Annotated in this window: 18 protein-coding genes; 15 read left to right on the top strand and 3 right to left on the bottom strand. The window is 61.5% G+C overall.

The features are described from left to right. Positions 1–41 precede the first annotated feature (41 nt). From ACIPZC_RS19005 to ACIPZC_RS18955, 11 genes are all read left to right on the top strand, one after another. Positions 42–2,852: an LPS-assembly protein LptD gene (locus tag ACIPZC_RS19005; RefSeq protein WP_400628780.1), complete on the top strand. Its 2,811-nt coding sequence runs from the start codon at positions 42–44 to the stop codon at positions 2,850–2,852. Next, complete coding sequence (gene surA / locus ACIPZC_RS19000) at positions 2,833–4,152, top strand: peptidylprolyl isomerase SurA (protein ID WP_400628778.1); 1,320 nt, start codon at positions 2,833–2,835, stop codon at positions 4,150–4,152. Before ACIPZC_RS19005 ends, surA begins: the two co-directional genes overlap by 20 nt. After that, positions 4,149–5,138: a 4-hydroxythreonine-4-phosphate dehydrogenase PdxA gene (gene pdxA / locus ACIPZC_RS18995; protein WP_400628776.1), complete on the top strand. Its 990-nt coding sequence runs from the start codon at positions 4,149–4,151 to the stop codon at positions 5,136–5,138. Before surA ends, pdxA begins: the two co-directional genes overlap by 4 nt. After that, a complete protein-coding gene (gene rsmA, locus ACIPZC_RS18990; RefSeq protein ID WP_241807067.1) occupies positions 5,135–5,935 on the top strand; it encodes a 16S rRNA (adenine(1518)-N(6)/adenine(1519)-N(6))-dimethyltransferase RsmA in 801 nt (266 codons plus the stop codon). The genes pdxA and rsmA overlap by 4 nt, the downstream gene beginning before the upstream one ends. Positions 5,936–6,092: 157 nt before the next feature. Then, positions 6,093–6,473 carry a Co2+/Mg2+ efflux protein ApaG gene (apaG, locus tag ACIPZC_RS18985; protein ID WP_400628774.1) on the top strand — a complete coding sequence of 127 codons (381 nt, stop codon included), beginning with the start codon at positions 6,093–6,095 and terminating at the stop codon, positions 6,471–6,473. After that, positions 6,473–7,339, top strand: coding sequence for a symmetrical bis(5'-nucleosyl)-tetraphosphatase (locus tag ACIPZC_RS18980; RefSeq protein WP_400628772.1), 867 nt, complete (start codon positions 6,473–6,475; stop codon positions 7,337–7,339). The genes apaG and ACIPZC_RS18980 overlap by 1 nt, the downstream gene beginning before the upstream one ends. A 15-nt stretch (positions 7,340–7,354) precedes the next feature. Next, positions 7,355–7,684 (top strand): thiosulfate sulfurtransferase GlpE, encoded by a 330-nt coding sequence (glpE, locus tag ACIPZC_RS18975; protein ID WP_241807065.1) that lies wholly within the window; start codon positions 7,355–7,357, stop codon positions 7,682–7,684. A gap of 281 nt (positions 7,685–7,965) precedes the next feature. Next, complete coding sequence (locus ACIPZC_RS18970) at positions 7,966–9,888, top strand: PrkA family serine protein kinase (protein ID WP_012316566.1); 1,923 nt, start codon at positions 7,966–7,968, stop codon at positions 9,886–9,888. A 177-nt stretch (positions 9,889–10,065) separates the two neighbouring features. Then, positions 10,066–11,337 carry a YeaH/YhbH family protein gene (locus ACIPZC_RS18965; protein ID WP_012316567.1) on the top strand — a complete coding sequence of 424 codons (1,272 nt, stop codon included), beginning with the start codon at positions 10,066–10,068 and terminating at the stop codon, positions 11,335–11,337. Further along, on the top strand, positions 11,334–12,902 hold the full coding sequence (locus ACIPZC_RS18960; RefSeq protein ID WP_241807064.1) for a SpoVR family protein: 1,569 nt from the start codon (positions 11,334–11,336) through the stop codon (positions 12,900–12,902). Before ACIPZC_RS18965 ends, ACIPZC_RS18960 begins: the two co-directional genes overlap by 4 nt. A gap of 58 nt (positions 12,903–12,960) precedes the next feature. Next, positions 12,961–14,073: a multifunctional CCA addition/repair protein gene (locus tag ACIPZC_RS18955; RefSeq protein WP_400628769.1), complete on the top strand. Its 1,113-nt coding sequence runs from the start codon at positions 12,961–12,963 to the stop codon at positions 14,071–14,073. 59 nt (positions 14,074–14,132) lie between these two features. On the opposite strand, the gene folK is transcribed toward ACIPZC_RS18955, so the two are convergent. Further along, positions 14,133–14,642 carry a 2-amino-4-hydroxy-6-hydroxymethyldihydropteridine diphosphokinase gene (gene folK, locus ACIPZC_RS18950; RefSeq protein ID WP_400628767.1) on the bottom strand — a complete coding sequence of 170 codons (510 nt, stop codon included), beginning with the start codon at positions 14,640–14,642 and terminating at the stop codon, positions 14,133–14,135. Next, entirely contained in the window at positions 14,633–14,989 is a 357-nt protein-coding gene (gene folB, locus ACIPZC_RS18945; protein ID WP_241807061.1) for a dihydroneopterin aldolase, read from the bottom strand. The genes folK and folB overlap by 10 nt, the downstream gene beginning before the upstream one ends. Before the next feature lie 74 nt (positions 14,990–15,063). On the opposite strand from folB, the gene plsY reads away from it, so the two are divergent. Continuing rightward, positions 15,064–15,633: a glycerol-3-phosphate 1-O-acyltransferase PlsY gene (gene plsY / locus ACIPZC_RS18940; RefSeq protein ID WP_267819226.1), complete on the top strand. Its 570-nt coding sequence runs from the start codon at positions 15,064–15,066 to the stop codon at positions 15,631–15,633. A 16-nt stretch (positions 15,634–15,649) separates the two neighbouring features. On the opposite strand, the gene tsaD is transcribed toward plsY, so the two are convergent. Next, positions 15,650–16,675 carry a tRNA (adenosine(37)-N6)-threonylcarbamoyltransferase complex transferase subunit TsaD gene (gene tsaD / locus ACIPZC_RS18935; protein ID WP_241807059.1) on the bottom strand — a complete coding sequence of 342 codons (1,026 nt, stop codon included), beginning with the start codon at positions 16,673–16,675 and terminating at the stop codon, positions 15,650–15,652. A 204-nt stretch (positions 16,676–16,879) separates the two neighbouring features. Here tsaD and rpsU point away from each other — a divergent pair, with 204 nt between their 5' ends. The 3 genes from rpsU (at position 16,880) to rpoD (ending at position 21,296) form a co-directional block, all read left to right on the top strand. After that, complete coding sequence (gene rpsU, locus ACIPZC_RS18930; RefSeq protein WP_003255575.1) at positions 16,880–17,095, top strand: 30S ribosomal protein S21; 216 nt, start codon at positions 16,880–16,882, stop codon at positions 17,093–17,095. Positions 17,096–17,395: 300 nt separating this feature from the next. After that, positions 17,396–19,378 carry a DNA primase gene (gene dnaG / locus ACIPZC_RS18925; RefSeq protein ID WP_349976501.1) on the top strand — a complete coding sequence of 661 codons (1,983 nt, stop codon included), beginning with the start codon at positions 17,396–17,398 and terminating at the stop codon, positions 19,376–19,378. A gap of 67 nt (positions 19,379–19,445) precedes the next feature. Beyond that, positions 19,446–21,296 carry an RNA polymerase sigma factor RpoD gene (rpoD, locus tag ACIPZC_RS18920; RefSeq protein WP_241807057.1) on the top strand — a complete coding sequence of 617 codons (1,851 nt, stop codon included), beginning with the start codon at positions 19,446–19,448 and terminating at the stop codon, positions 21,294–21,296. Positions 21,297–21,330: the final 34 nt, after the last annotated feature.

Below are 21,330 nucleotides of genomic sequence, written 5' to 3'. Positions count from 1 at the left end.
ACACGCGGGCAGATGGCACGCAGGAAGCCCGGACTAATAAGATGGCATTGAAATCCCCCGCGTTTCGTAGAAAGTTTCCGTTGCTGGTCACCGGCGGTCTGCTGGCCCTGCAACCTTTTGCCACCTCGTACGTGGTCGCAGCCGAGCAGTTCGACTGCCAAGTGTCCGCCTCCGGTGGTTGGGACTGCAAGCCCAAGAGCCCAGTCAACAACTTGCCACCGCGCCCGGTGCATGACGGCGCTGCGCTCACTTCCGGCACCGAGGCCCCATCGGCCGAGGCCGAAAGTGCTGACAAGCCGGTGCTGGTCACCGAGAGCAAAGGCCGTGGCCTGAAGTCGCGCAGCGAGGATTACAGCCATCTCGATTGGGTCCCGCGCGAAAAGCTCACCGCTGCCCAGCTGGCCGAAACCGGTCCGTACTGCGGTGGCGCGTACATCGAGCCGACTCGCCCTGGCATGGCCGACACCACGCCCAAGGACGAATCGCCGACCTACATCAACGCCAAGGTCTCCAAGTACCAGCAGGAGCAGCAGATCGCTACCCTTGCCGGTGACGTGGTCATGCGCCAAGGCAGCATGCAGGCCGAAGCCGATGAGGCCAACCTCTACCAGGCCGAGAACCGTGGCGAGCTCAAGGGCAACGTCAGGATTCGCGACAACGGCTCGCTGGTCGTGGGCGACGAGGCACAGATCCAGCTCGACACGGGCGAAGCCCAGGTCGACAACGCCGAATACGTGATGCACAAGTCGCACATCCGCGGCAACGCCCTGTACGCCAAGCGTAGCGAGAACGCGATCATCCGCCTCAAGGATGGTACCTACACCACGTGTGAACCAGGCAGCAACGCCTGGCAGCTCAAGGGCAACAACATCACCCTGAACCCGGCCACCGGCTTCGGTACCGCGACCAACGTCACCCTGCGGGTCAAAGATTTCCCGGTGTTCTACACACCGTACATCTACTTCCCGATCGACGACCGTCGCCAATCCGGCTTCCTGCCACCGTCGTTCAGCAGCACCAGCGACACCGGCTTCATGCTGGTCACGCCGTACTACTTCAACCTGGCGCCCAACTACGACGCCACGTTGTACCCGCGCTACATGACCAAGCGTGGCTTGCTGATGGAAGGCGAATTCCGCTACCTGACCAAGTCCAGCGAAGGCCAGGTCGGCGGCGCGTACCTGAACGACAAGAACGACGACCGCAAAGAGCAGACTGATTACGAAGATCAGCGCTGGATGGTCAACTGGCAGCACAAAGGTGGCCTGGACGAGCGCCTGATGGCCGAGGTGGACTACACCGACATCAGCGACCCGTTCTACTTCCAGGACCTGGAATCCGACCAGATCGGCGTCGAGAGCAAAGATGCGCTGAACCAGCAAGGCGCACTGACCTATCGTGGCGACAGCTACCAGGCTCGCCTGAACCTGCAGGCCTACGAGATGGCCACCATCTCGAAGATCACCCCGTACAACAAGCTGCCTCAAATCACCCTGAACGGCATGCTGCCGTATCACCCGGGCGGCTTCGACTTCAGCTACAAGACCGAAGCTGTGCGCTTTGATCGCGACCTGAAGACCGGCCCTGTGTTCAACGAAGATGGCCAACTGGACACGACGGCCGGTGCCAACGGCCAGCGTCTTGACGAGAACATCTTCGGCCTTGCACGGGCCAACGGTAACCGCCTGAACCTCGCGCCGGCCATCAGCCTGCCGATGGAAGCCAGCTACGGCTACGTGAAGCCGAAGCTGACTTACATGTACACCCAGTACGACCTCGACCTGGACAGCGAAGGTAAAGGTGACCTCGCCAGGGCCTCGCAAGCCACGCGCGACCTGCGTGGGGACTTCTCGAGCAGCCAGAACCGTGACATCCCGATCTTCAGCGTCGACAGCGGCCTGTACTTCGACCGCAACACCTCGCTGTTCGGTACCAACTATCGCCAGACCCTCGAGCCGCGCCTGTTCTATCTCTATGTGCCTTACAAGGACCAGATGGACATCCCGCTGTTCGACACGGGTGAAACGCTGTTCAGCTACGACTCCCTGTTCCGTGAAAACCGCTTCAGCGGCACCGATCGCATCGGTGACGAGAACAAGCTGTCGCTGGGCGTGACCACGCGGTGGATCGAGGAAAACGGCTTCGAACGCCAGTTCCTCAGCGTTGGCCAGGCTTACTACTTCAAGGATCGCAAGGTCCAGCTGCCAGGCATCGACTATCGCACCCGCACCGACTCGCAGGCTGACGTGTCGCCTTACGCCTTGCTGTACGGCTACCGTTTCAACCGCGACTGGCGCTTCAACGCCAACTACAACTGGGACCCGGAAACCAGCAGCCCACGCTCGGGTGCCGCAATGTTCCACTACCAGCCGGAAGACAACCCGAACAAGGTCGTCAACCTGGGCTATCGCTACCGCAACGACACCATCGCCTACGACTCCACTACCGGTACCTGGAAAGTGGGCGGCGGCGACTATGGCACGCCGGGCAGCGAGAACTACATCAAGGATTACTACAAGATCCAGCAGCACGACTTCTCGGTCATCTGGCCGATCGTGCCGCAATGGAGCGTGATCGCCCGCTGGCAGCACGACTACAACCGCAACCGCACCCTGGAAGCCATGGGCGGTTTCGAGTATGACAACTGCTGCTGGAAACTGCGTCTGATCAACCGCTACTGGATCGACTACGACGACTTCAGCCAGGCTACCCCACAGAACGAGAAAGGCGACCACGGCATCTTCCTTCAGATCGTGCTCAAAGGCCTCGGTGGTGTGGTAGGCAACAAGGTCGAATCGTTCCTCGACGAAGGCATTCAAGGTTACCGTACACGTGAAGACCAAGCTTATTGATCGTCTGCGCCCAGTGTTGCTGGGCGCTGTATTGCTGAGTGGCGCGGTGCATGCCGCGGTGCAACCCCTGGATCGCGTGGTGGCCATCGTCGACAACGACGTGGTCATGCAAAGCCAGCTGGACCAGCGCGTCCAGGAGGTTCAGCAAACCATCGCCAAGCGCGGCGGCGGCGTGCCGCCGACCAGCGCCCTGCAACAGCAGGTACTGGAGCGCCTGATCGTTGAGAACCTGCAGTTGCAGATCGGTGAACGCTCGGGCATCCGCATCACCGACGAGGAACTGAACCAGGCCATCGGCACCATTGCCCAGCGCAATGGCATGTCGCTGGACCAGTTCCGCGCCGCGCTGGCCCGCGACGGCCTGTCGTTCGACGACGCCCGTGAGCAGGTCAAACGCGAGATGATCATCAGCCGCGTGCGCCAACGCCGTGTGGCCGAGCGCATCCAGGTATCCGAACAGGAAGTGAAGAACTTCCTCGCCTCGGACCTGGGCAAGATGCAGATGTCGGAAGAGTACCGCCTGGCCAACATCCTCATACCAACCCCGGAAGGCGCCAACTCGGACGACATCCAGAAGGCTGCGCGCAAGGTCGGCGACGTGTACCAGCAGCTGCGCCAGGGTGCGGACTTCGGCCAGATGGCGATTGCCAACTCAGGCAGCGAGAACGCCCTTGAAGGTGGCGAGATGGGCTGGCGTAAAGCCGGCCAGTTGCCACCTGAATTTGCCAAGCTGCTCAGCGGCATGGCCACTGGCGACATCACCCAGCCACTGCGCATCCCTAGCGGCTTTCTCATCATCAAGCTCGAAGAGAAGCGCGGCGGCAGCGAAAACGTACTGCGTGACGAAGTGCATGTACGCCACATCCTGATCAAACCGAGCGAAATCCGCAGCGAAGCCGCCACCGAGCAGCTGGCTGAGCGCCTGTACGAGCGCATCAAGAACGGCGAAGACTTCGCAGAGCTGGCGAAAAGCTTCTCGGAAGACCCGGGTTCAGCGCTCAACGGCGGCGACCTCAACTGGGTCGACCCGAACAGCCTGGTACCGGAGTTCCGCGAGCAGATGGCCAACGCCCAGCAGGGTGTCGTGACCAAACCGTTCAAGACTCAGTACGGCTGGCATGTCCTGGAAGTGCTGGGCCGTCGTGCCACCGACAGCACCGAACAGGCACGCGAGCAGCAGGCAATGAACGTACTGCGTAACCGCAAGTACGATGAAGAGCTGCAGACCTGGCTGCGCCAGATCCGCGACGAAGCCTACGTTGAAATCAAGCTGCCTGGCGCTGACCAGGCCGCACAGTGAAGCCCCTGCGCTTCGCCGTCACTCCCGGCGAACCGGCCGGCATAGGCCCAGACCTGTGCCTGCTGCTCGCCGCCGAGCCCCAGCCTCACCCCCTGATCGCCATCACCAGCCGTGACCTGCTCGCCGAGCGGGCCACGCGGCTGGGGCTGGCCGTCAACCTGCTGACGGTAGGGCCGGGCCAGTGGCCTGACCAGCCGGCCCCGGCGGGCAGCCTCTACGTCTGGGACACCCCCCTGGCCGCCCCCGTGGTACCGGGCATGCTGGACAAGGCCAACGCGGCGTTTGTCCTGCAGACTCTGACACGAGCCGGGCAAGGCTGCCTTGAAGGGCATTTCGCCGGAATGATCACGGCCCCTGTACACAAGGGCGTGATCAACGAAAGCGGCATCGCCTTTTCCGGCCATACCGAATTCCTGGCAGAGCTGACCCACACCGCCCAGGTCGTGATGATGCTGGCGACCCGTGGCCTGCGCGTGGCGCTGGTCACCACGCACCTGCCACTGCGCGACATCGCGGACGCCATCACCCCTGAGCGCCTGGAGCGGGTTACCCGCATCCTGCACGCCGACATGCGCGACAAGTTCGGCATTGCCAACCCACGCATCCTGGTCTGCGGGCTCAACCCGCATGCCGGCGAAGGCGGCCACCTGGGCCGCGAAGAAATCGACATCATCGAACCGGCACTGGCCCGCCTGCGCGCCGAAGGCATGGACCTGCGCGGCCCGCTGCCGGCCGATACCCTGTTTACCCCCAAATATCTGGAGCACTGCGACGCGGTGCTGGCGATGTACCACGACCAAGGTCTGCCTGTACTCAAGTACAAAGGTTTCGGCGCTGCAGTCAACGTGACCCTGGGCCTGCCGATCATCCGCACGTCGGTCGATCACGGCACCGCCCTGGACCTTGCCGGTACCGGCAACGTCGACACCGGCAGCCTGCGCGTCGCCCTGGAAACCGCCTACCAGATGGCCGAGAACCGACCATGAACGAGCATTACCAACACCGGGCGCGCAAGCGCTTCGGTCAGAACTTCCTGCATGACGCCGGCATCATCGACCGCATCCTGCGCGCCATCAATGCCAAAGCCGGCGAACACCTGCTGGAGATCGGCCCGGGCCAGGGCGCCCTGACCGAGGGCCTGCTGGGCAGCGGCGCACAGCTGGACGTCGTGGAGCTGGACAAAGACCTGGTGCCGATTCTGCAGCACAAGTTTGCCGGGCGCGACAACTTCCGCCTGCACCAGGGCGATGCCCTGAAGTTCGATTTCAACCAGCTGGGCGTACCGCAGCGCAGCCTCAAAGTCGTAGGTAACCTGCCCTACAACATCTCCACCCCGTTGATTTTCCACCTGCTCAGCCATGCCGGGCTGATTCGCGACATGCACTTCATGCTGCAGAAGGAAGTGGTAGAGCGCATGGCCGCAGGCCCGGGTGGCGGGGACTGGGGTCGGCTATCGATCATGGTGCAGTACCACTGCCGGGTCGAGCACCTGTTCAACGTAGGCCCAGGTGCGTTCAACCCGCCGCCTAAAGTGGACTCGGCCATCGTCCGCCTGGTACCGCACGAGGTGCTCCCGCACCCGGCCAAGGACCACCTGCTGCTGGAACGCGTCGTGCGCGAAGCGTTCAACCAGCGCCGCAAGACGCTGCGCAATACCCTCAAAGGCCTGCTCGACAGCCAGGCCATCGAGGCCGCTGGCGTGGATGGCAGCCTGCGCCCTGAACAGTTGGACCTGGCTGCATTCGTGCGCCTGGCAGACCAGTTGGCAGACCAGCAAGCCTGACAACGCAGCACGGCGTCTTCGCGGTCAACTTGCGAAGACGCTGCCCCACCGCAAGATTTTGAAGCCCTCTCCCTCCCCGACACCACTGGCCCTCCCCCCTGCCAATGGCCTAGACTGCATGTATCGCCGTATTCGCTTGTTTGCTCAAGGCCCATGCATGTCCGATCCCCGTTACCAGATCGACGTCAGCGTCGTGACCCGCTACCTGAAAGACCAATCCGCCCCCGAAAGCGATCGCTTTGCGTTCGCCTACACCATTACCGTGCAGAACAATGGCTCGATCAAAGCCAAGCTCATGTCTCGACACTGGCTCATCACCAACGGTGATGGCGAAGTGGAGGAAGTCCGCGGCGCAGGTGTGATCGGCCAACAACCGACCATCGAACCCGGCCAGAGCCACACCTACAGCAGCGGCGCAGTGATCAGCACCCGCGTGGGCACCATGCAGGGCAGCTACCAGATGTTCGCCGAGGACGGTAAACGCTTCGAGGCCGATATCGCCCCCTTCCGCCTCGCGGTACCTGGGGCCCTGCACTGATGGCTACCTATGCCGTCGGTGACCTGCAAGGCTGCCTTCAACCCCTCAAGTGCCTGCTGGAGCGCGTCAAGTTCGACCCGGCCATCGATCGCCTGTGGCTGGTCGGTGACCTGGTCAACCGCGGGCCTGAATCGCTACAGACCCTGCGCTACCTCTACTCGATCCGCCAATCGCTGACCTGCGTGCTGGGCAACCATGACCTGCACCTGCTGGCAGCATGGCAAAATGTCGAACGCCTGAAGAAAAGCGATACCCTGCGCGAAATCATCGAAGCACCCGACGCCGACCAACTGCTCGACTGGCTGCGCCAACAGAAGCTGCTCCACTACGACGAGCCGCGCGGCATTGCCTTGGTGCACGCCGGCATCCCCCCCCAATGGACACTGGGCAAAGCCCTGGAACTGGCGGGCGAAGTCGAAGAGGTGCTGCGCGACGACGAGCGCATGAAGCTGTACCTCGATGGCATGTACGGCAACGAACCGAACAAGTGGAGCAAGAACCTCAGCGGCGTAGAGCGCCTTCGGGTGATCACCAACTACCTGACGCGCATGCGCTTCTGTACGGCCACAGGCAAACTCGACCTCAAGAGCAAGGAAGGGCTAGGCGCAGCACCGAAGGGTTACAAGCCTTGGTTCGCGCACAAGGACCGCCGCTCACGGCATGTGAAGATCATCTTTGGCCACTGGGCCGCGCTCGAAGGGCGTGTCGACGAGCCCGGCATCATTGCCCTCGATACCGGCTGCGTATGGGGTGGCACCATGACCCTCTACAATGTCGACAGCGGTGAATACCTGCGCTGCGACTGCGCCGACGACGGCAACCTGCGCCAGCCGGCACAACCGACTAAACTTAACGACCAGCCCTGAAGGAAAGCCTTACCCATGAGCGAATTCAAACGCATCCCTCCCGAGCAGGCCCTGGCCTTGCGCGCACAAGGTGCGGTCGTCGTCGACATTCGCGACCCGCAGGCCTATGCCGCCGGCCACATCGCCGGGGCCCGGCACCTGGACAACCATTCGGTTGCCGACTTCATCCGCAATGCCGACCTGGATGCCCCGACCCTGGTGGTCTGCTACCACGGCAACTCCAGCCAGAGCGCGGCCGCGTACCTGGTCGGGCAAGGTTTTTCCGACGTCTACAGCATCGATGGCGGCTTCGAGCTGTGGCGCGCCACCTACCCCGACCACACCGCACAAGGCACCCCTGAATAATTTTTTAATTTCACTCCAGCCCGCGCCCCACGCGGGCTTGCGCCTCACCTGACGAACGGTCGCCGACAACTTCTGCGCCGCTTGCCCTTGACCTTGCGGATAACCAACTATTCTTAAGCGCAGGCCATCCAAAAAAGGGGAGAGCCGGTACACCGGCGTGCGGGTCATCGGTAGCGTTACAGGGTGTTCTGGGGGGTATACAGCAATCGGCAAGCCCGGTTGCATGCCAGCATCGGCTGACTGATCCGGCGTCGTCTCCACGTATCGAGCGAGGTGACGTCATGAGTATTTTTAGCCACTTCCAACAACGTTTCGAGTCTACGCGCCAGGAAGAACTCTCGCTGCAGGAGTACCTCGAGCTGTGCAAAGAGGATCGCAGTGCCTACGCATCGGCGGCTGAACGGCTGTTGCTGGCCATCGGCGAGCCGGAACTGATCGACACCTCAAGCAACTCCAGACTGTCGCGAATCTTCTCCAACAAGGTGATTCGCCGGTATCCGGCCTTTGCCGACTTCCACGGCATGGAAGAGTGCATCGACCAGATCGTTTCCTACTTCCGCCACGCCGCTCAAGGCCTGGAAGAGAAGAAACAGATCCTCTATCTGCTGGGCCCGGTAGGTGGCGGTAAATCGTCGCTGGCCGAAAAACTCAAGCAGCTGATGGAAAAAGTCCCTTTCTACGCGATCAAGGACTCGCCCGTTTTCGAGTCGCCGCTGGGCTTGTTCAACGCCACTGAAGATGGCGCCATTCTCGAAGAAGAATACGGCATCTCGCGGCGCTACCTGAACACCATCATGTCGCCATGGGCCACCAAGCGCCTGCAGGAGTTCGGTGGCGATATCAGCAAGTTCCGGGTGGTCAAGCTCTACCCCTCGATACTCAACCAGATCGCGATCGCCAAGACCGAACCCGGCGACGAAAACAACCAGGACATCTCGGCGCTGGTCGGCAAGGTGGATATCCGCAAGCTCGAGGAATTCCCGCAGAACGATGCCGACGCCTACAGCTACTCGGGTGCGTTGTGCCGGGCCAACCAGGGCCTGATGGAATTCGTCGAGATGTTCAAGGCGCCCATCAAAGTCCTGCACCCGCTGCTGACCGCCACCCAGGAAGGCAACTACAACAGTACCGAAGGCCTGGGCGCGATCCCTTATTCAGGGATCCTGCTGGCCCACTCCAACGAATCGGAGTGGCATACCTTCCGCAACAACAAGAACAATGAAGCGTTCATCGACCGGATCTACATCGTCAAGGTGCCGTACTGCCTGCGCGTGAGCGACGAAATCAAGATCTACGACAAGCTGCTGGTCAACAGTTCGCTGGCCAAGGCCCATTGCGCACCCGATACGCTCAAGATGCTCGCTCAGTTCACCGTACTCTCACGCCTCAAAGAGCCGGAGAACTCCAACATCTACTCCAAGATGCGGGTCTACGATGGCGAAAACCTCAAGGATACCGACCCCAAGGCCAAGTCGATCCAGGAGTACCGCGATTCTGCGGGTGTCGATGAAGGCATGAACGGCCTGTCCACCCGTTTCGCCTTCAAGATCCTCTCCAAGGTGTTCAACTTCGACCCGCACGAAGTGGCGGCCAACCCGGTGCACCTGCTCTATGTGCTGGAACAGCAGATCGAACAGGAGCAGTTCCCAGCTGAAGTGCGCGAACGCTACCTGCGCTACCTGAAGGAATACCTGGCGCCCCGCTACATCGAGTTCATCGGCAAAGAAATCCAGACCGCCTACCTGGAGTCCTACAGCGAATACGGTCAGAACATCTTCGACCGCTACGTGCTGTACGCCGATTTCTGGATCCAGGATCAGGAATACCGCGACCCGGAAACTGGCGAGATCCTCAACCGCATTGCCCTGAACGAAGAGCTGGAAAAGATCGAAAAACCGGCCGGCATCAGCAATCCGAAGGATTTCCGCAACGAAATCGTCAACTTCGTACTGCGTGCCCGTGCCAATAACAACGGCAAGAATCCTAGCTGGCTCAGCTACGAGAAGCTGCGGGTGGTGATCGAGAAGAAAATGTTCTCCAACACCGAAGACCTGCTGCCGGTCATCAGTTTCAACGCCAAGGCCAGCAAAGAAGATCAACAGAAACACAACGACTTCGTCACGCGGATGGTGGAGCGTGGCTACACCGACAAACAGGTGCGCCTGCTGTCGGAATGGTACCTGCGGGTCAGGAAATCGCAATAAAGCGGCAAGCTGCCCCTGCAGCAAGCTCCAAGCCGCCAGCGGCACGCTGCAAGCTGTCCGGTGCTCGGTTGAACCCCGACGCCACAGCTTGCAGCCACGCTGGCTGCTCTTTCTTGAAGCTTGTGGCTTGAAGCTTGTGGCTTGCAGTTGCAGCTGCATCCAGTCACCGGAGGGACCATGAGCTACGTTATCGACCGACGCCTGAACGGCAAGAACAAAAGCACGGTCAATCGCCAGCGTTTCTTGCGGCGTTACCGTGAACACATCAAGAAAGCCGTCGAAGAGGCCGTAAGCCGTCGCTCCATCATGGACATGGAACACGGCGAGCAGATCAGCATCCCGGGACGCGACATCGACGAACCGGTGCTGCACCATGGCCGCGGCGGCAAGCAGACCATCGTGCATCCGGGCAACAAGGAATTCACCGCTGGCGAACATATCGCCCGGCCTCAGGGCGGGGGCGGTGGTGGTGGCCGCGGCAAGGCAGGCAACTCCGGCGAGGGCATGGATGACTTCGTATTCCAGATCACCCAGGAAGAGTTCCTCGAATTTATGTTCGAAGACCTCGAACTGCCCAACCTGGTCAAACGTCACCTGACAGGTGCCGACACCTTCAAGACTGTGCGCGCCGGTATCGCCAACGAGGGCAACCCGTCGCGCATCAACATCGTGCGCACCCTGCGCTCGGCCCATGCACGGCGTATCGCCTTGACCGGCAGCAGCCGTGCACTGCTTCGCGAGGCGCAGAAGGAACTGGCCCGTTTGAAGGTCGAGGAGCCGGACAACTTCACCGATATCCAGGAGGTCGAGCAAGAGATCGAGCGGCTCAAAGCCCGCATCAACCGCCTGCCGTTCCTCGACACCTTCGACCTCAAGTACAACCTGCTGGTCAAGCAGCCCAACCCCAGCTCCAAGGCCGTGATGTTCTGCCTGATGGACGTGTCCGGCTCGATGACCCAGGCCACCAAGGACATCGCCAAGCGGTTCTTCATCCTGTTGTACCTGTTCCTCAAGCGCAACTATGACCGCATCGAGGTGGTGTTCATCCGCCACCACACCAGTGCCCGCGAAGTGGACGAAGAAGAGTTCTTCTATTCCCGCGAGACCGGCGGCACCATCGTTTCCAGTGCACTGAAGATGATGCAGGAGATCATGGCCGAACGTTACCCGGCCAGCGACTGGAACATCTATGCCGCCCAGGCGTCCGACGGCGACAACTGGAACGACGACTCGCCCATCTGCCGTGAGATCCTCTCCAAACAGATCATGCCGCATGTGCAGTACTACACTTACGTGGAGATCACCCCCCGCGAGCATCAGGCGCTGTGGTATGAATACGAGCGTATCGGCGAAGCGTTCCCCGATACGTTCGCCCAGCAGCAGTTGGTTTCGGCCGGTGACATTTACCCGGTCTTCCGTGAACTCTTCCAGCGCAGGTTAGCCACATGACCGCCAGAGCACAGAGACGCCAACCCATTTCCACCGGGTCCGAGTGGACGTTCGAGCTGATCCAGACCTACGATCGGGAAATCAGCCGTCTGGCCGAACGTTATGCCCTGGACACCTACCCCAATCAGATCGAAGTGATCACGGCCGAGCAGATGATGGACGCGTATGCATCCGTCGGCATGCCGCTGGGCTATCACCACTGGTCCTACGGTAAACAGTTTCTCAGCACCGAGAAGTCCTACAGCCGTGGCCAGATGGGCCTGGCATACGAAATCGTGATCAACTCCGACCCGTGCATCGCCTACCTGATGGAAGAAAACACCATGTGCATGCAGGCACTGGTGATCGCCCACGCCTGCTATGGCCATAACAGCTTCTTCAAAGGCAACTACCTGTTCCGCACATGGACCGATGCCAGTTCGATCATCGACTACCTGGTGTTCGCCAAGCAGTACATCGCCCAATGCGAAGAGCGCCACGGCATCGATGCTGTCGAGGACCTGATCGACTCCTGCCACGCCTTGATGAACTACGGCGTGGACCGCTACAAACGCCCCTACCCGATCTCCGCCGAAGAGGAGCGGCGCCGCCAGAAGGAGCGCGAGGAGCATCTGCAACGCCAGATCAACGACCTGTGGCGCACCATTCCCAAAGGTGCGGAAAAAGGCGGCGAGCGTGATGATGCACGCTTCCCCGCCGAACCCCAGGAAAACATCCTTTATTTCATCGAAAAACACGCACCCTTGCTCGAGCCCTGGCAGCGCGAAGTGGTGCGTATCGTGCGCAAGATCGCGCAGTACTTCTACCCGCAACGCCAGACCCAGGTCATGAACGAAGGCTGGGCGACCTTCTGGCACTACACCCTGATGAACGACCTGTACGACGAAGGCCTGGTGACCGACGGTTTCATCATGGAATTTCTTCAGTCGCACACCAGCGTGGTGTTCCAGCCCGGCTTCGACAGCCCCTACTACAGCGGCATAAACCCTTATGCCCTGGGCTTCGCCATGTACACCGACATCCGCCGCATGTGCGAAAACCCTACCGAGGAAGATCGCCGCTGGTTCCCCGACATTGCCGGCAGTGACTGGTTGTCGACCATCAAGTTCGCCATGAGCAGCTTCAAGGACGAGAGTTTCATCCTGCAATACCTGTCTCCCAAGGTGATCCGCGACCTCAAGCTGTTCAGCATCCTGGATGACGACCAGCGCGACGACCTGCTGGTGCCGGCGATCCATGACGAAGCCGGCTACCGGGCCATACGCGAGCAACTCGCAGCCCAGTACAACCTGGGCAACCGCGAACCCAACGTACAGATCTGGAGCATCGACCGTCGTGGCGACCGGTCCCTGACCTTGCGCCACCAGCAACACAACCGCAAACCGCTGGGTGATTCCACCGATGAGGTGCTCAAGCACCTGCACCGTCTCTGGGGCTTCGATATCCACCTGGAAACCGTGCAAGGCGATCAGGTGGTCAAGACCCACCACATGCCACCGCGTGGCGAGCACGGCGAAGCCGGCGACTATGGCCGAATGGACCTGGCTGTCATCCACCACCTCTAGCCTGCACCCCACCCTTGCTGCCGACAGGTTATCCTGTGGGCAGTAATGGAGGCTGCACATGCAAATCTACAAAGTCGGCGGCGCCGTGCGCGACCGCCTGCTCGGGCTCCCCGTCAGTGACATCGATTGGCTGGTCGTGGGTACCAGCGTCGAAGAAATGCACGCCAAGGGCTTTCGCCCAGTAGGCGCTGACTTCCCGGTTTTCCTGCACCCCAAGACGGGCGAGGAATATGCCTTGGCGCGCACCGAGCGCAAGAGCGGGCGCGGCTATGGCGGTTTCACCTTCCATGCCAGCCCCGAGGTGACCCTTGAGGAAGACCTGATCCGGCGTGACCTCACCATCAACGCCATGGCCGAGGATGATCAGGGACAGGTGCTGGACCCCTTTAACGGCCAAGCCGACCTTGAGCAGCGCATTTTACGCCACGTCTCTCCGGCATTCGCCGAAGACCCCTTGCGAGTGCTGCGTGTTGCCCGCTTCGCCGCACGCTATGCCCCGTTGGGGTTCAGGGTCGCCGATGAAACACTGCAGCTGATGAAGCAGATCGCGAGTTCTGGCGAACTGCAGGCGCTGACGGCTGAACGCAGCTGGAAAGAGATCGAGCGCGCACTGATGGAAGACGAGCCACAGGTGTTCATCAACGTGCTGCGCGACTGCACAGCCCTTGAACAACTGATGCCTGAGCTTGAGGCAGATGCGGCTTCGCTGGCTGCCTTGACGCAAGCAGCCAAACACCATCAGCCACTGCATATTCGCTGGGCCTGCCTGCTGCATGACCTGAGCCCAACTGCAATCAAGGCACTGAACCAACGCTTCAAGGCGCCGCGTGAATGCCAGGAGATGGCCATGCTGGTGAGCGAATGCGCCGGTCTCGGCCACAAGGCCTTGGAGCTCGACCCTGAAGCGATGTTGGCGCTACTTCAGAGGTTCGACGTGTATCGGCGGCCACAGCGCTTCGAGGATTTCATTGCCGTGTGCCAGATGGTTGCACACGCAAAGGCAGAGGCTTATCCACAGGCGGATTACCTGCGCGCCGCGGCAGCGGCAGCCAGGGCGGTAGAAGCGAAGCCGCTGGTAGAAGCAGGGCTGACCGGGCAGGCATTGGGAGAGGCGCTGAGGCACAAGCGCCTGGAGGCACTGAAAGCCTACAAGACCACAGCTGTAAACTGATCGCTCACTGGCTCGTACTTACCCGCGTAGGGTCAGTACGAGCCGCGAAGCACCCGGGCTCAGGCGCTGGTCAGCTGCAACCCGCGCCATTCAAAGGCAACCGGCGCCAGCACCTGGTCGATATTCGCGTCCTGCCACAAGCGGGCCATGCTTTTACCCTCCCCCGGGTGTATCAGCTCGGGCGCCAGCAGCGCCAATGGCCATAGCACGAAAGCGTTCTTCAGAATCTCGGCCCTGGGCAATACCAGCCCATCGAAGGTGCCATGTAAATCGTCATACATCAGCACGTCGATATCCAGCGGCAGGCCCTTGCGGTCGGGCGCGTAGCGGCCATTGTCAGCCTCGATGAACTTGAGCCGGCGGTCCAGCTCCATCAACCCTAGGTCTGTCTTGCCCGTCACCACGAAGTTGATGAATGGACCGCTCTTGATCCCCACAGGCTGGCTTTCAAACGCCGGAGAACAACGCAGGTCGCAGAGGATCGCCGCCAATGCATCGAGCCCGGCGCACAGGTGCGCATGGCGGTCTATGTTGCTGCCCAGGCCCAGGTAAACCGTGCTCAGAGACATCCGCGCTCGATCTCCACACCAACACCGCCACGGGCCGCAGGCACCGCGCCCGGCTTGGTCAGCTTGAGCCGCACCCAAGGGATGTGGAACTCTGCCATCAGGACCGCGACCAGCCGCTCGGCGAACGTCTCAACCAGCTCGAAACGCGCCTGCTCGGCAAACGCCTGGATACGCGCCGAAACACTGGCATAGTCCAGCGCCAGGTTCAGATCATCGCCAGCCGCTGCCGGGCGATTGTCCCAGGCGAAACTCAGGTCCAGGCGCAGGCACTGGCGAATATCCCGTTCCCAGTCATAGGCACCGATGACGGTATCGACTTCCAGGCCTTCGATGAACACTCTGTCCAAGCACTTCTCTCCACAGCACGACAAGGGCGACTGGCGCCGTTAGAATCAGGGCGTCCTCGCCCGGAATAGTTAGCATGTTTTGGTTACTGGCGCTGCTCGCCTACCTGCTCGGCTCGCTGTCCTTCGCCATCGTCCTAAGCCGCCTCTCGGGCAGCCCGGACCCGCGCTCCTGCGGCTCTGGCAATGCCGGCGCCACCAACATGCTACGCCTGGCGGGCCGCAAAATGGCGATCCTGACCCTGCTTGGCGACCTGTGCAAGGGCTTGCTGCCCGTCATGCTGGCACGCCTGGCCGGGCTCGACCTGCAAGAGCAGGCCTGGGTAGGCGTCTGCGCGGTGCTCGGCCACCTGTTCCCAGTGTACTTCCGCTTCCAGGGTGGCAAGGGTGTGGCCACGGCGGCCGGCATGCTCATGGGCCTGTATTTCCCCGCCGCACTACTGGCCATCGCCGCCTGGCTGCTGACGTTCTACCTCACCCGCACCAGCTCGCTGGCCGCGCTGATCGCCACACCACTGACCCTGCCACTGCTGGCCTGGCGCGAGCCAGCGGCCCTGCTGCCGATCAGCGTACTGACCGTGATGATCGTCTGGCGCCACCGCAATAACCTGCGCGACCTGTTAGCCGGGCGCGAACGCCACTTCTGACGCACGCGCAAGCGGTTTACAACGGTGGCAACTGCTCCATCGGCCAGCGCGCCTGCACGCTGATCGCCAGGTCCTGCTGCTGCCCGGCCAGCAACCGCTGGCAACCGGCGTAGGCGATCATTGCGCCGTTGTCGGTACAGAACTGGGGACGGGCGTAGTACACGTTGCCTTTGATACTGCCGAGCATGTCCTCCAGGGACGCACGCAATGCCTTGTTGGCGCTCACGCCACCGGCGATCACCAGGCGCTTGAGGCCGGTCTGCTTCAGTGCGCGCTTGCACTTGATGGTCAGAGTCTCCACCACCGCCTGCTGGAACGCCAGGGACACGTCGCAACGGGTTTGCTCGTTGTCGTCGCCAGCATCGCGGCACTGCTGCCAGGTGTTCAGGGCGAACGTCTTGAGGCCACTGAAACTGAAGGCCAGGCCCGGACGGTCAGTCATCGGCCGCGGGAACACAAAACGCCCCGCCACGCCGCGCTCGGCCAGGCGAGCGATTTCCGGGCCGCCTGGGTAATTGAGGCCGATCAGCTTGGCAGTCTTGTCGAACGCTTCGCCAGCAGCGTCATCCAGGCTCTCGCCCAGCAACTCGTATTGGCCGATGCCATCGACCCGAACCAGCTGGGTATGCCCCCCGGACACCAACAAAGCGACGAACGGAAACTGCGGAGGGTTCTCCTCAAGCATGGGCGCCAACAGATGGCCTTCCATATGGTGCACGCCGATCGCCGGGATATCCCATGCGAACGCCAGCGCCTGGGCACAGGAGGCCCCCACCAGCAGCGCTCCGACCAGGCCAGGGCCTGCGGTGTAGGCGATGGCGTCGATCTCGGTAGCCACGCAGCCCGCCTCGTCCAGCACCTGGCGGATCAGGGGCAGCATGCGCTTGACGTGGTCCCGCGAGGCAAGCTCGGGTACCACCCCACCAAACACGCGGTGCAGGTCGATCTGGCTGAACAGCGCATCGGCCAACAAACCGCGCTCGCTGTCGTATAATGCGACGCCGGTTTCGTCGCAGGATGTTTCCAATCCCAGTACTAGCATGGGCTCGTCCCTTGTGGGGGCTGATTTCGAAGCCGCGCATGATAGTCCCCGTGCCGGGTGCCGACCAGCGGTTTTCGATCAGAGGCTTTGCATTCCGGCTTGCTAAGGGTTAACATCCGCAACCCTTGAAAACCGACGTTCTCCAGCACACCTTTGTTTTGCCAGGAGCACGTCTACCCCGGTAATGAATTAAGGTAGCCCTGGATGCCAGCCGTCAAAGTTAAAGAGAACGAACCCTTCGACGTAGCTCTGCGTCGTTTCAAGCGCTCCTGCGAAAAAGCCGGTGTACTGGCTGAAGTTCGTAGCCGCGAGTTTTACGAGAAGCCGACCGCCGAGCGTAAGCGTAAAGCAGCTGCTGCTGTTAAGCGTCACGCCAAGAAAGTTCAGCGCGAACAGCGCCGCGCCGTTCGTCTGTACTAATACAGTACAGCCGTTCTACGCAAAGCTTCTGCCCTGCCCGGCTCACCGCCGGGCCGATGGCAGCGGTTTGTTTCAACCTTGAGCAGCTAGCTCAAGGCGTCCATCGCAACTTGCAATGGGCAAAGTGCATCACAACGTCAGAGCTGGTTCCGACCAGTCGTGCACGTCCTCACTGACGAGCCCCTGGTTAACCTGGAGGCTACCGACGAGCACACATTCCCTCGCACATCCCCTAGCAGCTCTTGCCCCTAACGGCGCGCTAGCGATTAGACTTGCCAGTTGCCAGATGACGAGACTGCCATGGCCGGGCTGATTCCCCAAAGCTTCATAGACGACCTGATCAACCGCCTCGACATCGTCGACGTGGTAAGTTCGCGTGTCCAGCTGAAAAAGACCGGCAAGAACTACTCCGCCTGCTGCCCGTTCCACAAAGAGAAAACCCCCTCCTTCACGGTGAGCCCGGACAAGCAGTTCTATTACTGCTTCGGTTGCGGCGCAGGTGGCAACGCCCTGGGGTTCGTCATGGACCACGACAACCTGGACTTCCCCCAGGCGGTCGAGGAGCTGGCCCGTGCCGCAGGCATGGAGGTACCCCGCGAGGAAGGCCGGCGCGGCCAGAAGCCGCGACAGCCAACAGACTCCCCGCTCTACCCGCTGCTGGATGCCGCCTCGGAATTCTACCGCCAGGCCCTGCGCAGCCACCCCACCCGCAAGGCAGCAGTGGATTACCTCAAGGGTCGCGGCCTGTCGGGCGAAATCGCCCGCGACTTCGGTCTGGGGTTCGCGCCACCTGGCTGGGACAACCTGCTCAAGCACCTGGGCGCGGACACCCTGCAACAGAAGGTGATGATCGACGCCGGCCTGCTGATCGAAAACGCCGAAAGCGGCAAACGCTACGACCGCTTCCGCGACCGGGTGATGTTCCCGATACGCGACAGCCGCGGGCGCATCATCGCCTTTGGCGGCCGGGTTCTGGGCGACGACAAGCCCAAGTATCTCAACTCCCCGGAGACCCCGGTATTCCATAAGGGCCAGGAACTTTACGGGCTGTATGAGGCGCGCAAGCACAACCGCAACCTGGACGAGATCATCGTCGTCGAGGGCTACATGGATGTCATCGCCCTTGCCCAGCAAGGCCTGCGCAACGCCGTAGCCACACTCGGCACCGCCACCAGTGAAGAACACCTCAAGCGCCTGTTTCGCGTGGTGCCCAGCGTGCTGTTCTGCTTCGACGGCGACCAGGCCGGGCGCAAGGCCGCCTGGCGTGCCCTGGAGTCGACCCTCTCGGCACTGCAGGACGGGCGCCGCGCGCGCTTCCTGTTCCTGCCCGAAGGCGAAGACCCGGACAGCCTGGTGCGCGCAGAAGGCACCGATGCCTTCATGGCACGCATCAACCAGCACGCCCAACCGCTGGCCGACTATTTCTTCGAGCAACTGAGCGTCGAGGCCGATCCGCGCTCGCTTGAGGGCAAGGCGCACATGGCCACCCTCGCTGCACCGTTGATCGAAAAAATCCCCGGCGCCAACCTGCGTCAGTTGATGCGCAACCGCCTGAAGGAAATCACCGGCCTCGACCCTCAACAGGTCGAGCAGTTGGCCCAGCAGGCGCCTGCCAGCAACAGCGTGCCGGACTACGACCCGGGCTACGACTACGATGCCATGGCCAGCTACACCCCCGACTATGGCGACATGCCGCAGCACGACTACGCCCCGGCGCAGCAGGAGCAGCAGTGGAAGCCAAACAAGGGGGGCGGCAAGAAGCCGTGGAGTGACAAACCCTGGGACAAGAACCGCAAAGGAGGCAAGCCGTGGCAGCAGCGTGATGACGCCCCGCCACGCACGCCAGCACCGGTGGAGCCCCCGACCCTTGCGGCCTTGCGCACACTGCTGCACCACCCGCTGCTGGCCGGCAAAGTCGAGGACGCCAGCCACTTTGCCGACGAAGAGCACCTCTACAGCCAGCTGCTGGTGGCACTGATCGAGGCCGCGCAAAAAAATCCTGGGCTAAGCTCAATGCAGCTGATCGCACGCTGGCACGGCACCGAACAGGGCCGCTTGCTGCGAGCCTTGGCGGAAAAGGAATGGCTGATCGTAGCCGACAACCTTGAACAACAGTTTTTCGACACTATAACTAGCTTGTCCGCCCGCCAACGCGAGCGCAGCCTGGAACATCTGCTCAGGAAAGCACGTCAAAGCGAGTTGAGCAGCGAGGAAAAATCTCAGCTTCTCGCCCTGCTGAGCCGGAATGTTCCCGCACAAACGCCGACCTCATCTGGCGCGTGAGGCCCATGCTCGGGTATAATCCTCGGCTTGTTTTTTGCCCGCCAAGACCTTCAGTGGATAGGGTGTTATGTCCGGAAAAGCGCAACAGCAGTCTCGTATCAAAGAGTTGATCACCCGCGGTCGTGAGCAGGGCTACCTGACTTACGCGGAGGTCAACGACCACCTGCCTGAGGATATTTCAGATCCTGAACAGGTGGAAGACATCATCCGCATGATCAACGACATGGGGATCAACGTATTCGAGAGTGCTCCGGATGCGGATGCCCTTCTGTTGGCGGAAGCCGACACCGACGAAGCCGCGGCCGAAGAAGCCGCTGCTGCGTTGGCGGCCGTTGAAACCGATATCGGCCGCACGACCGACCCAGTGCGCATGTATATGCGCGAAATGGGTACCGTCGAGCTCCTGACCCGCGAAGGCGAAATCGAAATCGCCAAGCGTATCGAGGAAGGCATCCGTGAAGTGATGGGCGCTATCGCCCACTTCCCGGGCACTGTTGACTACATCCTCAGTGAATACGATCGCGTGACCACCGAAGGTGGCCGTCTGTCCGACGTTCTCAGCGGTTACATCGACCCTGACGACAATATCGCCGCGCCGACCGAAGAAGTGCCGATCCCTGGCGCCAAGGCCGCAGCCGCGAAGGAAGAGGCCGACGACGAGGAAGAAAGCGACGACAGCAGTGACGATGAGGAAGAGACCGAAAGCGGTCCGGACCCCGTCGTTGCCGCCCAGCGTTTCGGCGCGGTATCGGATCAGCTCGCCATCACCCTCAAGGTGCTGAAAAAGCATGGCCGCAGCCACGCCGAGAGCATTGGCGCAATGCAGGCCCTGGCCGATCTGTTCATGCCGATCAAGCTGGTGCCCAAGCAGTTCGACGTACTGGTCGAGCGCGTTCGTGATGCCCTGGCCCGTCTGCGTCAGCAAGAGCGTGCCATCATGCAACTGTGCGTACGTGATGCGCGCATGCCGCGTGCCGACTTCCTGCGCCTGTTCCCGAGCAACGAGACCGACCAGACCTGGAGCGGTGACCTGGCCAAGCGCAACACCAAATGGGCTGCTGCCCTGGGTGAAAAGGACGCCGCCATCGTTGCCTGCCAGCAAAAGTTGATCGACCTTGAGACCGAGACCGGCCTGACCGTTGCCGAGATCAAGGACATCAACCGCCGCATGTCCATCGGTGAGGCCAAGGCCCGCCGCGCCAAGAAAGAAATGGTCGAGGCGAACCTGCGTCTGGTGATCTCCATCGCCAAGAAGTACACCAACCGCGGCCTGCAGTTCCTCGACCTGATTCAGGAAGGCAACATCGGCCTGATGAAAGCGGTGGACAAGTTCGAATACCGTCGCGGTTACAAGTTCTCGACCTACGCCACCTGGTGGATTCGTCAGGCCATTACCCGCTCGATCGCCGACCAGGCACGCACCATCCGTATCCCGGTGCACATGATCGAGACGATCAACAAGCTCAACCGTATTTCCCGGCAGATGCTGCAGGAAATGGGTCGCGAACCGACCCCGGAAGAGCTCGGTGAGCGCATGGAGATGCCTGAGGACAAGATCCGCAAGGTCCTGAAGATCGCCAAAGAGCCGATCTCCATGGAAACCCCGATCGGTGACGATGAAGATTCGCACCTGGGCGACTTCATCGAGGACTCGACCATGCAGTCCCCGATCGACGTGGCCACGGTCGAAAGCCTCAAGGAAGCGACCCGTGACGTGCTTTCGGGCCTGACCGCACGCGAAGCCAAGGTGCTGCGCATGCGTTTCGGTATCGACATGAACACCGACCACACCCTCGAAGAAGTGGGTAAGCAGTTCGACGTGACCCGTGAACGGATCCGTCAGATCGAAGCGAAAGCGTTGCGCAAATTGCGCCACCCTACGCGCAGCGAGCACCTGCGATCCTTCCTCGACGAGTGATGACGAACCCCGGCCCAGGCCGGGGTTTTTCTTA

The organism is Pseudomonas sp. NPDC089743, from assembly GCF_044748785.1.
GTDB classification, from domain to species: domain Bacteria; phylum Pseudomonadota; class Gammaproteobacteria; order Pseudomonadales; family Pseudomonadaceae; genus Aquipseudomonas; species Aquipseudomonas putida_X.
The sequence above is the reverse complement of the archived record's forward strand: the minus strand, read 5'-3'. Positions and strand labels throughout refer to the sequence as shown.

Coding starts and splice junctions, on each gene's coding strand:
- tsaD (WP_241807059.1), bottom strand. CDS start 16,675: ATGCTAGTACTGGGATTGGAAACATCCTGCGACGAAACCGGCGTCGCA.
- folK (WP_400628767.1), bottom strand. CDS start 14,642: ATGTCTCTGAGCACGGTTTACCTGGGCCTGGGCAGCAACATAGACCGC.
- ACIPZC_RS18965 (WP_012316567.1), top strand. CDS start 10,066: ATGAGCTACGTTATCGACCGACGCCTGAACGGCAAGAACAAAAGCACG.
- rsmA (WP_241807067.1), top strand. CDS start 5,135: ATGAACGAGCATTACCAACACCGGGCGCGCAAGCGCTTCGGTCAGAAC.
- glpE (WP_241807065.1), top strand. CDS start 7,355: ATGAGCGAATTCAAACGCATCCCTCCCGAGCAGGCCCTGGCCTTGCGC.
- ACIPZC_RS18960 (WP_241807064.1), top strand. CDS start 11,334: ATGACCGCCAGAGCACAGAGACGCCAACCCATTTCCACCGGGTCCGAG.
- rpoD (WP_241807057.1), top strand. CDS start 19,446: ATGTCCGGAAAAGCGCAACAGCAGTCTCGTATCAAAGAGTTGATCACC.
- apaG (WP_400628774.1), top strand. CDS start 6,093: ATGTCCGATCCCCGTTACCAGATCGACGTCAGCGTCGTGACCCGCTAC.
- ACIPZC_RS18980 (WP_400628772.1), top strand. CDS start 6,473: ATGGCTACCTATGCCGTCGGTGACCTGCAAGGCTGCCTTCAACCCCTC.
- rpsU (WP_003255575.1), top strand. CDS start 16,880: ATGCCAGCCGTCAAAGTTAAAGAGAACGAACCCTTCGACGTAGCTCTG.
- ACIPZC_RS18970 (WP_012316566.1), top strand. CDS start 7,966: ATGAGTATTTTTAGCCACTTCCAACAACGTTTCGAGTCTACGCGCCAG.
- ACIPZC_RS18955 (WP_400628769.1), top strand. CDS start 12,961: ATGCAAATCTACAAAGTCGGCGGCGCCGTGCGCGACCGCCTGCTCGGG.
- ACIPZC_RS19005 (WP_400628780.1), top strand. CDS start 42: ATGGCATTGAAATCCCCCGCGTTTCGTAGAAAGTTTCCGTTGCTGGTC.
- dnaG (WP_349976501.1), top strand. CDS start 17,396: ATGGCCGGGCTGATTCCCCAAAGCTTCATAGACGACCTGATCAACCGC.
- plsY (WP_267819226.1), top strand. CDS start 15,064: ATGTTTTGGTTACTGGCGCTGCTCGCCTACCTGCTCGGCTCGCTGTCC.